Annotated in this window: 12 protein-coding genes; 6 read left to right on the top strand and 6 right to left on the bottom strand. The window is 62.2% G+C overall.

All coding sequences use genetic code 11. The features are described 5' to 3' along the window. Positions 1 to 59: 59 nt before the first annotated feature. Positions 60 to 3,041, bottom strand: coding sequence for a helicase C-terminal domain-containing protein (locus HOLFODRAFT_RS0209295; RefSeq protein WP_005038127.1), 2,982 nt, complete (start codon positions 3,039 to 3,041; stop codon positions 60 to 62). 193 nt (positions 3,042 to 3,234) lie between these two features. Here HOLFODRAFT_RS0209295 and HOLFODRAFT_RS0209290 point away from each other — a divergent pair, with 193 nt between their 5' ends. Continuing rightward, the gene (locus HOLFODRAFT_RS0209290) at positions 3,235 to 3,621 is read left to right on the top strand and encodes a GxxExxY protein (RefSeq protein ID WP_005038125.1); all 387 of its coding nucleotides are present in this window, start codon (positions 3,235 to 3,237) and stop codon (positions 3,619 to 3,621) included. A gap of 192 nt (positions 3,622 to 3,813) precedes the next feature. On the opposite strand, the gene HOLFODRAFT_RS0209285 is transcribed toward HOLFODRAFT_RS0209290, so the two are convergent. The 3 genes from HOLFODRAFT_RS0209285 to HOLFODRAFT_RS0209275 form a co-directional block, all read right to left on the bottom strand. Then, on the bottom strand, positions 3,814 to 5,364 hold the full coding sequence (locus HOLFODRAFT_RS0209285; protein WP_158412940.1) for a DNA methyltransferase: 1,551 nt from the start codon (positions 5,362 to 5,364) through the stop codon (positions 3,814 to 3,816). Beyond that, entirely contained in the window at positions 5,357 to 6,307 is a 951-nt protein-coding gene (locus HOLFODRAFT_RS0209280) for an IS1595 family transposase (RefSeq protein ID WP_005036503.1), read from the bottom strand. Before HOLFODRAFT_RS0209280 ends, HOLFODRAFT_RS0209285 begins: the two co-directional genes overlap by 8 nt. Positions 6,308 to 6,370: 63 nt before the next feature. Beyond that, positions 6,371 to 7,195, bottom strand: a complete 825-nt coding sequence (locus HOLFODRAFT_RS0209275; protein ID WP_005038120.1) for a DNA methyltransferase — start codon at positions 7,193 to 7,195, stop codon at positions 6,371 to 6,373. A gap of 195 nt (positions 7,196 to 7,390) precedes the next feature. Between HOLFODRAFT_RS0209275 and HOLFODRAFT_RS22930 the strand changes: the two genes are divergently transcribed. Then, a complete protein-coding gene (locus HOLFODRAFT_RS22930) occupies positions 7,391 to 7,819 on the top strand; it encodes a helix-turn-helix domain-containing protein (RefSeq protein WP_052572518.1) in 429 nt (142 codons plus the stop codon). A 237-nt stretch (positions 7,820 to 8,056) separates the two neighbouring features. On the opposite strand, the gene HOLFODRAFT_RS0209265 is transcribed toward HOLFODRAFT_RS22930, so the two are convergent. After that, positions 8,057 to 9,778 carry a tetratricopeptide repeat protein gene (locus HOLFODRAFT_RS0209265; RefSeq protein WP_005038117.1) on the bottom strand — a complete coding sequence of 574 codons (1,722 nt, stop codon included), beginning with the start codon at positions 9,776 to 9,778 and terminating at the stop codon, positions 8,057 to 8,059. A 4-nt stretch (positions 9,779 to 9,782) separates the two neighbouring features. Further along, positions 9,783 to 10,274: a D-glycero-beta-D-manno-heptose 1-phosphate adenylyltransferase gene (gene rfaE2 / locus HOLFODRAFT_RS0209260; protein WP_005038114.1), complete on the bottom strand. Its 492-nt coding sequence runs from the start codon at positions 10,272 to 10,274 to the stop codon at positions 9,783 to 9,785. A 56-nt stretch (positions 10,275 to 10,330) separates the two neighbouring features. Between rfaE2 and HOLFODRAFT_RS25790 the strand changes: the two genes are divergently transcribed. The 4 genes from HOLFODRAFT_RS25790 to fusA all read left to right on the top strand — a co-directional run bounded on the left by HOLFODRAFT_RS25790 (position 10,331) and on the right by fusA (position 13,835). Beyond that, positions 10,331 to 10,594 carry an FmdB family zinc ribbon protein gene (locus HOLFODRAFT_RS25790; protein WP_026939197.1) on the top strand — a complete coding sequence of 88 codons (264 nt, stop codon included), beginning with the start codon at positions 10,331 to 10,333 and terminating at the stop codon, positions 10,592 to 10,594. A 152-nt stretch (positions 10,595 to 10,746) separates the two neighbouring features. Next, positions 10,747 to 11,148 carry a 30S ribosomal protein S12 gene (rpsL, locus tag HOLFODRAFT_RS0209250; RefSeq protein WP_005038112.1) on the top strand — a complete coding sequence of 134 codons (402 nt, stop codon included), beginning with the start codon at positions 10,747 to 10,749 and terminating at the stop codon, positions 11,146 to 11,148. A gap of 8 nt (positions 11,149 to 11,156) precedes the next feature. Beyond that, positions 11,157 to 11,627: a 30S ribosomal protein S7 gene (rpsG, locus tag HOLFODRAFT_RS0209245; RefSeq protein ID WP_005038110.1), complete on the top strand. Its 471-nt coding sequence runs from the start codon at positions 11,157 to 11,159 to the stop codon at positions 11,625 to 11,627. Between the two features lie 99 nt (positions 11,628 to 11,726). Then, positions 11,727 to 13,835, top strand: a complete 2,109-nt coding sequence (gene fusA, locus HOLFODRAFT_RS0209240) for an elongation factor G (protein WP_005038108.1) — start codon at positions 11,727 to 11,729, stop codon at positions 13,833 to 13,835. Positions 13,836 to 14,063 lie beyond the last annotated feature (228 nt).

The raw sequence follows: 14,063 nt of genomic DNA, 5'->3' as shown, positions 1-14,063 counted from the left end.
GGGATGAAGAAAAAAACGAAGTTTTGTTTATTTATCCTGGTGGATTTTGGGGGGGCGAATTACTCGCGCATGAGGCTGAGCAGGGAGCCTTCGCCGGTTTCGCCCTGGCCTCGCAGGTAGGCCAGGGTCAGGGCCTCGGCTTTCTCGGCCAGGGGGCGGAAGGCGGCGGCTTTGCGGTCCCATTGGTCTTCGAAGAGGATGGCGTAGCGCCATGAGCGTGGCTGGCTCCAGCCTGCTCCGCTCGGGTGCTGGTCAGGGCTCCGGGCTTCGCTGGCGGTGCGGCACCAGGCCAGGGCTGCCTTGGCCTTGTCCCAGATGCTCTGGGAATCCCGATCCCGGACGGCCTTGGTTTCGACGAGCCACATTTCGTCGCCGAGGCGCACCACGAAGTCTGGCCAGTAGCGGCTCAGTTCGCCGAAGCGGGTCCGGTAGCGCAGGGCCAGGCTGTGGCGTCGCTCCAAAGGCTTGGACCAGGCCTGGACCTCCCCGGACTTCTCCAGCACCTGCTCGATGAAGTCCCTTTCCAGGCCGCCGCCCTGGGCACCTTCGAAGATGGAAGGGAAGACGCAGCGTGCGTTGGCGATCTGGCGGCTCTCCCGGCCCCTCAGCACAGGAGCACGGCCGTCCAGTTCCGGCTCGGAGGCCCAGCCCCAATCCGTGACGCCGACCTCGCTGGTCTGGTCCTCGTAGAGGCGTTGCAGCCAGCGGTCCCGCGCATCCTGGAGCTGCTTCAGGAGGTGCTGGCGGACCTCCTCCCTCCGCAGCACCCTGGCATCCTCGGGCCGGGTCAGGGGATCAAAGTCGGTGTCGGGAAAGAGGGAACGCTTGGCCACCCGGGAGACGACTTCCACCATGTCGGCCCACTGGTCCGTGAGCCAACTCTGGCCCCGCCTGCCTTCCACCAGCTGACTGGCCATATTGGCCAGGGCCTGTTGGGCGTCGGAGGAGAGGTCCGCCGTCCAGACCCTCTGGGTTTCGGTGGCCATGTGCTCCTCGGTGAACTGGACCCCCTTGTTGATGCGCAGGGCCGCCAGGATCCGCCCATCGCCGAAGGGCTTGAAGCCCTCCTTCAGGAGGTCAAGCACCTGGGGGGCGGGGGGATCCTCCCGGTAGAAGCCCAGGGGCCAGGCCAGATCCTTGCCCGGTACCCGGGCAGAGTCCACTGCCACCGTGATGAGGTCGCCCGCAGCGGAACGGTCCTCGTCCACATTGCCTTCGCCGATTTCGACGCCCTCCTCCTCCTCGAAATCCCGCAGCTTCTGGCGGAACTTGGGGTGGTCCACCAGGAAGAGCATGTCCAGGGCCGTCTCGGGCTCCCGGTGCTCCCAGAGGCTCTGGGCATCCTGGACCTTCTGGGGCCAGAGTTCCGGCCAGGTCTCGGCGCGGAACATGAGGCGCAGGCCGCGCCCGATGACCTGCTCCACCAGGATGGCGCTCTCGCCCGCCCGCAGGAAGACAATGACGCAGATGGAGTTCACGTCGAAGCCTTCCTGGAGCATGGCGACGTTCACGATGACCTGGAGGTCGTCCCGCTTGTCCGCCGCAAAGATCCTGCGGCGCAGGGACGCGTATTCCTCGGGTTTCAGCTCGCCCTTCCGGTTGCTGTGCAGTACTGCCACGCTGTCCGGCACGAGGCCGAACTCCCCAGTGCGCTGCTTGGAGATGAAGTCTGCCGCCTGATCGGCGAGGCTGGTGTCCTCCGCCACCACCAGGAGTTTGGGCATGGCGCTCAGGCCAAGGCCTGAAAGCCCCTTCTCTACCCACTCCCGCTTGGCCAGGCCCACGTCGATGAGGGCCTTCTGGCTGTCGGTCAGGACGCCCTCCTCCGCCAGGGGGATCGTGATCTCACCATCCAGCCGGGGGTCCTTCACCAGCCAGAGCTGTTTCACCAGCATGTCTCGCTGGGCCTGGGCCAGACCGTAGTCGCAGAGAATGTGGGGGAACCACTTGCGCACCGGGCGCTTGGCCTTGCCCCTGCCCGCACTCACCTGGAAGAAGGGGGTGGCGCTGAAGTCGCCCCGCCAGCCCTGGCTTTCGCCGTGCAGGGTTTCCTGCTCGGCGCGGATCAGGTTGAGCGCTTCTTCCCAGGCGCCTTCACCCCCTTGGTAGCCCTTCTCGCCGGGGTTGGTGTGCGTGTGGTGGGCCTCATCGTTGAAGATCACCAGATCGGGTGCCTGGGCCAGCCACTCTCGTAGCACCAGGTAGCGGGGGTTTCCTCGCTCGGTGACGCTGCCGTACTTGGGCAGTTCCATCAGATCCGCAGGGTGCTGGGCTTCGTCTTCCTCGCCGCTGCGGTCCATCAGGGCCTGCCAGTTGACCACCAGGGCGAAGGCCTCGGGCTGGGGGGTGGTCTCGGTCACGTCGCGCCCGTTCATGGGACGGAAGGAGCCGAAGAAGGCATCCGCCCATTCCGCCGGGAGGAAGAGATCCCTGAAGCGCCGCAGATCGGCGGTCTCCAAGTGGCGGTTGCCGCGCTCGTCCTGGGTGCCCAGGAGGGCGTCCAGCAGCCGGTCGTGGACCACCAGTCCCGGCGTCACCACCAGGCAGCGGGTGGAAAAGGCCTTCTTGCGCCACGCCCCTTCCTCGCCATCAAGCTGCCGCCCCGCAGGGCCCTCCAGGGCCAGGCGATTGAGGGTCTGCCAGACCAGCAGGGCCTGGAGTACCCAGGTCTTGCCGGTTCCCGTGGCCAGTTTGAAGCCATAGCGGGGCAGGGGGTCGGACCACCAGGGGCCGAAGAGCGGATCCCGATCCTCCGGGGCCCCCAGGTGCTCGTGCAGCCCATGGAGGAAGCCGCCTTCTGCAGGCAACTCCCGTCGCAGCACCTCATGGACATAGATGGCCGTCTCGATGGCCACCCGCTGGGCCGGGTGGAAGCTAGCCTCCTCGTGCTCCGTGCCGAACCAGTGGTTCAGCAGGGCCTCGGTCAGGGGCGTAACCCCCTCGTACCCGGCCTCCGCCCAGGCCCCGACCCTGTCCCCCAACAGCGCCGGAAGCACCGGCCCCCCCTGCATCGCCCGCACCTGCTTCTCAAGATTGGCCATGACCCACCCACACTGTTTGCCAGGATGAAAAAGAGAAAAATATTGAATCGTTATTTTGTTTTTGCTTTATCCCATTCATCCTGGCTAATCTTTCTTTTTCTTTTTTAAGCCAGGATGAAGGGGATAAAGGGGATAAAAGACGAGATTGCTTCAGCAGTGCTTGCCTGCTTGATTCCTGGCAAAGGAGGCCGTGATGAGGCCGGAGGATGAGGTCACGGAACGGATCATCGGCTGTGCCTATACGGTGGCCAACACCCTGGGCTCGGGTTTCCTGGAGAAGGTCTACGAGAATGCCCTGGCCCATGAACTGCGCAAGGCTGGCTTTGCCGTGGCCCAGCAGCAGGGCGTCGAAGTCCACTACGACGACGTGATCGTGGGCCAGTTCGTCGCCGACTTGGTGGTGGACGGAAGCACCATCCTTGAACTCAAGGCCACCCCAGGCTTCATGGATCTTCATGCGGCCCAATGCCTCAACTACCTCCGCGCCACCGGTCTGCCCGTCTGTCTCCTCCTCAACTTCGGCAAGCCCCGCCTCGAAGTCCGCTGCTACGAACGCAAGCCCGAGCCTGGAAAAGCCTGAGCCAGGATCATTGCCTCCTGCCTTCCTCTTTATCCCCTTAATCCCCTTTATCCTGGCTAATTCTGTTTTTTCTTTTTTAAGCCAGGATGAAGGGGATGAACAGGATAAAGCAGGAGCCAGGTCGATCATGGAAACAACACCTTGCTCATCTCTTTTCACACCTTTATCCATCCGCTTCATCCCGGCTCGCCTTCAGGCTTCGGGCAGGAGGCCGCGCCAGGCGGCGTCGTTGCCGAAGACATCCACCATGCGCAGGCCTATCTGGCGGCCTGGGCGGGGGATGTAAAGGATTTCGGCCTCGGTGACGATGCGGCGCACCCGCTTGCCCAGGCCCCGGAGGTCCTGCCAAGTGGAGGTGAAGGGGCGCTTGCCATCCTCGCCTCCCAGGTCGTCGTCCAGGCTCCAGAAGTCCACCAGGCTGAGGCCATCGGGGCCTCCGGCCTTGCGGAGCCAGTCCTGGCGCTCGGCCTCGCTCATCTTTGCGAAGTCCTTGAGGCCGGAGGGGACGCTGCGCAGGAGGTAGCGGCCCAGCTTCACGCTTACCTTCAGGAAGCGCTGCCCGTCCTGCTCTACCCAGCCTTGGACGCTCAGGGTGGGAGGCTCCAACCAAGGCTTCTCGAAGAAGGCCACCTTCTCCCGCAGGCGCTCCACAGTGGGTTCGTCGGGGGCCGCTCCCTCGGGAATCTTCTTGAGGTGCTCGATGATATCCGTGGGGACGATGCGGCTTTCAACCTTGGCGGTATCCGCTCCCAGCAGCTTCTGGAGCCCGGCATCGAAGTTCAGCTCGAAGTCCCAGCCCAGGGCCACCAGTTTGGCGTAGCCGCCGCCGTCCAGGCTGTTCAGGAGCCGCACGGCCTCAGCTACCCGCCGGGCCGAGAGGGGGCGGTCCGGCTCACCCACCAGCACCAGTCGCCGCTGCAGGCGTCCCGTCACCGGGTCATTGGCCTGCTGGGTGCCCAGATTGCGCTCGCTGGGGTGGGGCAGGGCGCCGAAGAGGGTCATGACCAGGGGGCCAACCTGCTTGAGCTTGTGGTCATTGAGGTAGATGAGCTGGCGCTGGTAGTTGCCCAGGTTCTCCACCACGAAGGGGGAGCAGCGGGTCGCCCCGTCGGGCCTCTGGAAGGCCAGCCCCCCCGAGCCCGGCTCGCCCATCTTCACAAAGCGGTTGCGGGCCACCTGGATGGAGGCCTTGCCCAGGTCCGAGGTGATCCAACGGCGGCTCAGCTTTTCGGCCACGGCAGCGGTGGTGCCGGAGCCGCAAAAGAAGTCGGCCACGAGGTCGTTGGGATTAGAAGATGCCTTCAGAATGCGTTCAAGAAAGACCTCCGGTTTCTGTGTGTCGTAGGCCACTCGTTCGCTTGACTGAGCACCAATCACAGACACATCCGCCCAAACACTCTGCAACGGCATCCCTGGCATATCGTCGAGGTACCTCTTGAAAGATGGAACCCCTCCAATCTTTTTAGGCCAGTGGATTTTGCCATCCTGATCTAGTAATTCAAGTTTTTCAATTGAAAACTTCCAATGATTTCCACGGTCACTGGGATCAATACCTCGCCAAGGTTTACCAGAAGAACCGTTTCTGGTCCCTGATGCAGTCAAGTCACTCAGACGGAATCGCCTACTATCCTTCGGATCTATATGGCGATAGAAATTTGAAATGTAATCTTCATCATATGCAACAAATTGAGAATTAAAATTAAAATTGTCAGATTTTGTATAAAAATAAATCCGATTATCCACATGCCTCCGAAACCAGGAGGCGGACAGGGTGAGGCGGGGTATTTGTGACTGCGGCGAACAAGGCAGGGAAGATGGCCTGGAGGTTGAAGCGGCGATTGAAACGGAACTGGTGTTCGGCAAGGTATCTGGGCAGATGCCGGGCGCTGCACCAGCGACAGACGCCGAGGATGTTGCCCTTCAGGTTGGAGATGACGGTGTTCACGGCCTGAAAGGCCTCCATCTTGGAACCCTTCCAACCCCCTTCACTTTTGATGGGTTCGTGGGAGGCTCCAGATGCGGCCACGCCACGAAAGCAGTGAAGGCCATCCGATACGACGTGAGTTCCAGGGTCCAGGGCCTTCTTGGCCCATGCCTCGATCGTCTCAATTTTGAAGTCCGTCACGGCTTTGAGCACGGTATAGATGACCTGCCTGTGGTTCTCCATCGCTGTTTGGACCGCAACCAGGAAGGGCTGCTTCCCGGGAGCCCCACGGCCACGCTTGCCTCCGTGGGTAGCTCCACCCGCATAGGCATCATCGATCTCAACCCGATCCTTGAGCTTCCGGCTCGATTCCGCAGCACTCATGGCGCAAAGGATCTTCTGCTTCAGGTAGTAGGCAGTGGGGTATCTGACACCCAGATAACGCTTGAGTTCCAGGGCAGAAATCGAGTGTTTGCCGTGTGAAAGCCGATACATGGCCTCGAACCAGGTCCTCAGTGGGAGGTGGCTGGACTCCATGACGGTCCCCACGGTGACAGATGTCTGGTGGTGGCAAGCCTTGCACTGGAACAACTGCCGAGGAACCAAGAAGTAAGCCCCGCCACTACCACACTTCGGGCATTGGAACCCGTGTGGCCACTTTGCCTTCACCATTGCGTCCCTGCACTGCACTTCTGTGCCATACCGGGCTTGGAAATCCCGAAAGGACAGACCCTTCTGGAACTGGATCCGATTGATCGCCATGGAACACCCCCATGACTCGAAGGTTCGGTCCCATGGCGCGACAAATCCTGTCCAAAACCCGCCTCACCCAGAGGTTTCGGAGATACATGGATAATCGGGAAAATAAATACAATCATGAATATGATTAAATGTTTCTGAATCTGCTCTGGCTGATGTTCTCTTCCAAATGATCTCATTTTGTAGATTGTTGCGGCCAAAAATCTCATCAAGCATCATGCGAATATGGCTATGAACATGCCAATCACAATGAACATAGATGCTGCCATCCTCAGTCAACAACCTGTGCATCAACTGCAACCTTGGATAAAGCATGTCCAAATAGCTATCCGTCCCATCCTCCCAGGTATCCCGGTAGGCCAATCGCTCCAGGGCGCTCATCTCGGCGGTCAGTTCTCCACCCTTGCCCTTTTCATCCGGAGTGAGTTGGACGCTGTGGCTGTAGTCGGCCTTGGAGTCGAAGGGAGGATCGATATAGATGAGGTTGATCTTGCCTTCGTAGCCCTGGGCCAGGAGGGCCTGCATCACCAGCAGGTTGTCGCCCCAGATGAGGCGGTTGCAGGCGGTGGTGTCCACCTCCTGGGCCACAGGGTCGAAGGGGAGGCGCGGTCCCGCCTGGGCGGGGTTGGGCACCACCACCTCGGCGATCTGGAAGCCGAGGTTCTTAGGATTGGGGGCCCGCTTGGGCTTGCTGTCCCAGACCAGGCGGGCGGTGTTGCGTTTTTTTCGTCTGGGGCTGCCTTCGGCGACCTCCTGGGCATCCGTCTCGACTGGGGGGAAGGGCGCATCCAGTGGGTCCATCTCCTGGGGCTCTGCCAAGAGAGCCGAATGGGACGGGGGCTTGGGGGCGTCAGCAAAGGGCTGGAGGGTGAAATCTTGGGGCTCAGGCATGCTGGACTCGCGAAGTGACAACTAGGTTGTAAGCGAGTCTAGATCCTGCGGGCCTTTACGGCCAGACCTTCCTGGCCTCTAAGTGGGCCTCTAGCCTGAATTCATGCTGCCTGTCCTGTGTCCTCGCCCTTGCTTGTCGGGCATTCGGACTGGTTTGGCGAATTCACAACTTTGTTGTTGGGCGGGGTGCTTGTCGTGAATCCCCTTCCCGGCCAGGCACCCGCCTCTGCTTTTCCCCAGAACCTGCGGGCCCTCCGGGAGCGGCTCGCCATGGGGCAGCGCGACTTTGCGGACTACCTGGAGGTCACCCAGCAGACCGTTTCGCTCTGGGAGCGGGGCTCGCGCCGCCCAGGGCGACGCACCTGGTTGCTCCTGGAGCAGAAGCTCGGCTACCCGAGGGCGGTCCTGGAATCCCGGCTCCCACTGGCCCTCCCGGAGGAGGGCGTGAGGGAAGGTATCGATTTCGCCAAGACGATCACCCTGCCGCCACCAAAAGCAGGGCTGCCCATCACCCGCATGGGAGTGTCGGGACTGGCCGCCGAAGCCATCACGCTTGCCGTCGCCCAACGCGAACTCCGCGAAGCGATCCGCGCAGGTCGTCCGGTTTGGCTGGTTGTTGGCTGAAGGGCGGGGTTATTGCTTTGGCTTTGCAAAAGATAAAAAAAGAAAAATTTAGCCAGGATGAAGGGGATAAAGGGGATAAAGCAAAAAGACTGGAACAAGGGCTGTGGTCTGCTGTGGTTAGTTGATTTATTTGCTGGGTTCAGCCGGTGAATCATCTATAGGTTCTTGCTTTTCATCCCCTTAATCCCCTTCATCCTGGCTAATTCCCTTTTCTTTTGAATTCTTATCCCAGCGATTTCAGTTCGCTTCCAGCTCCGCCAGGTATCCCTGCGCTTCTTCGCTCTCGGGATGTGCCAGGAGGCACTCCCGGAGGATGGCCTTGGCGCCGGCGGTGTCGTGGAGGGCGCGTCGGGTCTCGGAGAGTTGGAGGAGGGCTTCCTCGCACTTGGGTTCGAGCTGGAGGGCGCGGCGCCAGTGGTGTTCTGCTCGCTCCCATTCCGCCAGCTCCATGCAGGCGTGTCCAGCGTCCAGGGCGAGGCGCAGTTGGCTGGGATCCATGGCGGAGGCCCGCTCCAGGCACTCCCGGGCGGGTACACGATGCTGAAGGTGGGCGTGGCTGAGCCCCAGCAGGTGCCAGTAATCGCTCCGGATGGCCCCCGTCATCTGGAAGGATTCCATGAAGGGGAGAAGGGCCTTCCAGGTGCCCATGCCCGCCATGCAGTCGGCCTGGAGCAACAGCAGATCCACGTCTTGAGGGGCCTGTGCCAGGAGGGCCTCGATGGCTGGGAAAGCCTCGGCATGCTGTCCCATGGCCACCTGGAGTTGGAGGCGGAAGGGGGGATGGTGCCGGCCCTGGTGGGTCTGGGGAATCCCCGAGAGGAGGCTCCAGGCCTGGGCGGCATCTCCCTCGACCCAGTAGGCGAACTCGGCTCGCCTCAGTAACCATTCCCAGTGAGCCTCTGCGGCATCCTCCTGAGCTTCCAGGAGGGGTTTGGCCCGCTCCAGGGCCCAGATTGCCTGGGCGATGTCCTGGCGTTGCAGGGCGTGGCCATGGCGTTCCATCCACAGTCGGAAGGATTCTGGGTGCCACTCCAGGCCACGGATGGCAGCCTGTTCGGCGGCGGGCAGGTTCCCCAGCTCCCGCAGGGCGAGGCATTCGGCTTCCCACAGACCCATGGGGCGCTGGGGCTCGGGGAGGCTGCGGGCCAGGATGAGAACCTCCTCAGGCCTTCCGGCGGCCATGAGGTAGGGAAGGGCGGCCAGGCGGTTCCAGGCGCATCGCTTCTCGCCGTGGCGGCGCAGCAGCAGGGTGAGGCTCTGTTCGAAGATTTGGGCCGGGAGGGCGGCGAGTTCCTCCCTTGCTTCGGGGGACTGCATCCTCTCAAGGGAGGAAAGCATCAGGTCCTCCAATACGAGGGGGTCCTCCTGGCAGCCCTCGAGCGCCTTCTCCATCAGGGGCCAGGCCCTGTCCGGATCCCCGGCCCGAAAGCTCTGGGCCGCCAGGAAGTGGTGGAAGCGCTGGCCCCCGGAGAGCCTGCGCCCCAGAAACTCCCCAAGGGGCATCCGCCAGCCCTTTGGGAGCCTGGCCTGGGCCAGGAGATATAGAGAGATTGGCCATCTGTGCCAGAAGGGGAGCCTCGATAATCCTGCCCGGAAGCTGGCCTGCCAGGCCCGGGGGCGATCACCGCTTTCCAGATGGGCCAGGGAGCGCAGCAGGTGCATTCGATAGCCGAGTTCGCCCCCTGCCAGGAGGGAGTGGTCGAGGGGTTCCAGCACCTCGGAGGCGGGTGCCCCCTGGTGCCAGAGTTGCTCGGCCTTCCGGAATCGCTGGGGATAGATCCAGGCCTGGCGGAAGGCGAAGCCGAGCCAAAGGCCGACTATGCTGATACCCAGAACGGCGGTCCAGGAGATCCCGGTCTCCCTGGCCAGGGCGACCAGCCCGACGGGGACATAGATGATGGCAAGCCCCATCAGAAGGCTGGAGCCGGGGCTGTTGTTGGAGTTGGAGACGGAGGCCATGGGGCTATTCCTGGGTTACGCCCCGGTTGGTGCGGATACGTTCGACGATCGTAGTGGTACTGTGGCCGGGCAGGAAAGGGATGAGGACCAGGTGTCCGCCCTGGGCTTCGACATACTCGCGGCCTACCACGGCTTCGGGCGTGTAATCTCCGCCCTTGGCCAGGATGTCGGGTTGAAGGGCGCGAATCAGGTCCAGCGGCGTGTCCTCTTCGAATCGCACGACGGCGTCCACGCTGCGGAGCCCCAGCAGGATCCTGGCCCGGGCCTCCTCATCCTGGAGGGGACGACTTGGCCCCTTCAGCCGGGCTACGCTGGCGTCACTGTTGAGACCCACCACCAGGAAATCCCCCAGAGCGCGGACATCCTCCAGGTACTGGACATGTCCAGGGTGCAGGAGGTCGAAACATCCGTTCGTGAAACACAGAGTGGCAGGGCGCTGGGGGTAGGCCTTCCAGAAGGCTTCTGGGCTGAGGAAGAATTGGTCGAGTGATGTCATGGGCTGCCTAGGGTAGAATGTAAGGTTACGGCGCAAGCCGTTCTTTTGAGGATGCCATGCCGCTCTACGAGTACCGTTGTGAAGCCTGCGGGGGAAACGAAGAGAAGCTCCAGTCCATCTCTGCCCCCTCCGAACATGATTGCCCCCGCTGTGGGGCCTCCCAGGGGATGAAGCGTCAGCTTTCCGTGAGCGCCTTCAGTCTGAATGGCGGTGGTTGGTACGATCAAGGTTACGACAAGGGAGCGTCTTCCTCGTCTCCAGCGGCCCCTTCGGCTCCCGCTGGAGGCTGTGCTGGGTGCCCTTGTGCGGGTTCCCACTGATTTTCGATTGACGCTTATGGCCTTTGGGCTAAAATTCTAGTTTCCTGGCCAATTCCGGCCCGGGATGTCATGCATCCGCTCCATGTCGACCCCTGCTGGGACTCGACCTCTCGGGCTTAGGCGCCTAGTGCGCCTCATAACAGGAGGTTGGTGTGCCAACCATCAATCAGTTGATCCGCCAAGGGCGGACGACTTTCCAGAACAAGACCAAGAGCCCCGCGCTCGACGCCTGCCCTCAGAAGCGTGGCGTTTGCACCCGCGTCTTCACCACTACCCCCAAGAAGCCGAACTCCGCGCTTCGCAAGGTGGCTCGTGTGCGTCTCACCAACGGGATCGAGTGCACCACCTACATCCCCGGCGTGGGTCACAACCTCCAGGAGCACAGCATCGTGCTGATCCGTGGCGGCCGTGTGAAGGATCTGCCCGGTGTGCGCTACCACGTGGTGCGCGGAACCCTCGATGCCACCGGCGTCGCTGGCCGCAATCAGTCCCGTTCCAAGTACGGCGCAAAGCGGCCTAAGGCTGGTGCTGCTGTCGCTGCGAAGAAGAAGTGAGGTAGGCCATGTCACGTCGTAGCACTCCTGCCAAGCGCGAGATCCTCCCGGATCCCGTCTACAACAGCATCACCATCACCAAGTTCGTCAACGTCCTCATGGAGCGTGGCAAGAAGGCCACCGCCGAGCGCATTCTCTACGGAGCGCTTGAGATCGTTGTCAAGAAGACCGGCGAAGTTGCCCTGGAGGCCTTCGAGAAGGCCCTCAACAACATCAAGCCTTCGGTGGAAGTCAAGTCCCGCCGTGTCGGTGGTGCCACCTACCAGGTGCCCATCGAGGTTCCCCAGAACCGCCGCCAGTCCCTGGCCATGCGCTGGCTCAAGGCCTACTCTGCTTCCCGCGGCGAGCGCACCATGCGCGACAAGCTGGCCGGCGAGATCATGGACGCCATGAACTTCCGCGGTGCCGCCATCAAGAAGAAGGACGACGTCCACAAGATGGCCGAGGCCAACAAGGCCTTCGCCCACTTCCGCTGGTAGTCACCTGTTGTTTGAACGGGGGGCCGATCATTGGGTCGGCCCCACGTTTTGCCACGTCGCATTGAGCATTTGACCCTTTCGATTTTGTAGGAGGCCCCCGTGGCCCGCACGACCCCACTCGAGCGATACCGTAACATCGGCATCATGGCGCACATTGATGCCGGCAAGACGACGACCACGGAGCGCATCCTCTACTACACCGGCAAGATCCACAAGATCGGTGAGGTGCACGAGGGCGCGGCCACCACGGACTGGATGGTCCAGGAGCAGGAGCGTGGTATCACCATCACCTCCGCCGCCATCACCGCCGCCTGGACGCCCCAGACCGGTACCCTGAAGGACATTGAGCACCGCATCAACATCATTGACACCCCCGGCCACGTGGACTTCACCGCCGAGGTCGAGCGCTCTCTGCGCGTGCTGGACGGCGCCGTTGCCGTCTTCTGCGCCGTGGGCGGCGTCCAGCCCCAGTCCGAGACCGTGTGGCGCCAGGCCAACAAGTACGGCGTGCCCCGTATGGCCTTCGTCAACAAGATGGACCGCACCGGCGCCGACTTCTATCGCGTCATCGAGATGATGCAGACCCGTCTCAAGGCCAAGCCCCTGCCCATCCAGATCCCCATCGGGGCCGAGGACAACTTCAAGGGTGTGGTTGATCTGGTGACCATGGAAGGCCTGACCTTCGACGAAGGCGACAAGGGCTTCAAGGTCATCCATGGCGAAATCCCCGCCGAGCTGCTGGATGATGCCAAGAAGTGGCGTGAGCACATGGTCGAGATGGTCGCCGAGACCGACGAGACCCTGATGGAGAAGTACCTGGGCGGCGAGGAGCTGACCGAGGCCGAGATCCGCGAGGGCATCCGCAAGGGCTGCGTCACGCTGGCTTTCACTCCCATGTGCTGCGGCTCCGCCTTCAAGAACAAGGGCGTCCAGCCCATGCTCGACGCCGTGGTCAGCTACATGCCCAGCCCCCTCGATATCGCCGCCATCAAGGGTGTCGATGAGGACGGTAACGAGGTTGAGCGCCACGCCGACGACAAGGAGCCCTTCAGCGCCCTGATCTTCAAGATCATGGCTGACCCCTTTGTGGGCAGCCTCGCCTTCATCCGTGTCTACTCGGGTGTTCTGGAGGCCGGTTCCGCCGTCTACAACAGCAACAAGCGCCGCCGCGACCGCATCGGCCGTCTGCTGCAGATGCACGCCAACAAGCGTGAAGACATCAACGAGGTCCGCACCGGTGACATCGGCGCCGCCGTGGGCTTCAAGGATGTCTACACCGGCGAGACCATCTGCGATGAGGCCCATCAGGTGATCCTGGAGTCCATGGACTTCCCGGATCCCGTGATTCAGGTCGCCATCGAGCCCAAGACCAAGCAGGACCAGGAGAAGATGGGTATCGCCCTCGGCAAGCTGGCTCAGGAAGATCCCACCTTCAAGGTCCACACCGATCCCGAGACCAGCCAGACCATCATCGCCGGCATGGGTGAGCTCCACCTGGAGATCATCGTCGACCGCATGATGCGCGAGTTCAAGGTCGAGGCCAACGTCGGCAAGCCCCAGGTGGCCTACCGCGAGACCATCCGCAAGCAGGTCAATGCCGAAGGCAAGTTCGTCCGTCAGTCCGGCGGTCGTGGTCAGTACGGTCACGTCAAGATCACTGTCGAGCCCAACGAGACCGGCAAGGGTTACGAGTTCATCAATAACATCGTGGGCGGTGTGGTTCCCAAGGAATACATCAAGCCTGTGGACCAGGGCATCCAGGAGGCTCTGAACTCCGGCGTCCTGGCGGGCTACCCCGTGGTGGACGTCAAGATCACCCTCTTCGATGGCTCCTACCACGAGGTGGACTCCAACGAAATGGCGTTCAAGATCGCCGGTTCCATGGCCTTCAAGTCCGGTTGTGAAAAGGCGAACCCCGTCCTCCTCGAGCCCATCATGGCCGTGGAAGTCGAGACCCCCGAGGACTACATGGGTGATGTCATCGGCAACCTCAACAGCCGCCGTGGCCGCATCGAGAACATGGAAGACCGGGCCGGCAGCAAGGTGGTCACCGCCAAGGTGCCCCTGGCCGAGATGTTCGCCTACTCCACCACCCTGCGTTCCATGACCCAGGGCCGCGCTACCTACACCATGATCTTCAGCCAGTACGACGAGGCACCCCGCAACGTCGCCGAGGAGATCATCGCCAAGGCTCGCGGTACCAAGTAGTTCCAGCTTTTCCCGCGCCGGATCTCGGTCCGGCGCGGTGTCTTCCCATGGCCCCCCGATCTGGGGGGTGAGGCCGCCTGAGATCCCTGATCGAGGCCTCTTGAGACTGCCGATCCGGGGGGGATTCCCCCTCGAATCGTTGAAAATCTGAAAAAGCCGTTGCATTTGCAGGGGCTTTTGCTATTCTGGATAGCCTTGTCCCTGCTTATGGGACGAACCTTACAATCG

This window comes from Holophaga foetida DSM 6591 (assembly GCF_000242615.2).
GTDB lineage: Bacteria > Acidobacteriota > Holophagae > Holophagales > Holophagaceae > Holophaga > Holophaga foetida.
The sequence above is the reverse complement of the archived record's forward strand: the minus strand, read 5'-3'. Positions and strand labels throughout refer to the sequence as shown.

What these genes read in the sequence shown, in the direction of transcription:
- HOLFODRAFT_RS0209295 (WP_005038127.1), bottom strand. Translation starts at nt 3,041, where the DNA reads ATGGCCAATCTTGAGAAGCAGGTGCGGGCGATGCAGGGGGGGCCGGTG.
- HOLFODRAFT_RS0209290 (WP_005038125.1), top strand. Translation starts at nt 3,235, where the DNA reads ATGAGGCCGGAGGATGAGGTCACGGAACGGATCATCGGCTGTGCCTAT.
- HOLFODRAFT_RS0209280 (WP_005036503.1), bottom strand. Translation starts at nt 6,307, where the DNA reads ATGGCGATCAATCGGATCCAGTTCCAGAAGGGTCTGTCCTTTCGGGAT.
- HOLFODRAFT_RS0209275 (WP_005038120.1), bottom strand. Translation starts at nt 7,195, where the DNA reads ATGCCTGAGCCCCAAGATTTCACCCTCCAGCCCTTTGCTGACGCCCCC.
- HOLFODRAFT_RS0209265 (WP_005038117.1), bottom strand. Translation starts at nt 9,778, where the DNA reads ATGGCCTCCGTCTCCAACTCCAACAACAGCCCCGGCTCCAGCCTTCTG.
- rfaE2 (WP_005038114.1), bottom strand. Translation starts at nt 10,274, where the DNA reads ATGACATCACTCGACCAATTCTTCCTCAGCCCAGAAGCCTTCTGGAAG.
- HOLFODRAFT_RS25790 (WP_026939197.1), top strand. Translation starts at nt 10,331, where the DNA reads ATGCCGCTCTACGAGTACCGTTGTGAAGCCTGCGGGGGAAACGAAGAG.
- rpsG (WP_005038110.1), top strand. Translation starts at nt 11,157, where the DNA reads ATGTCACGTCGTAGCACTCCTGCCAAGCGCGAGATCCTCCCGGATCCC.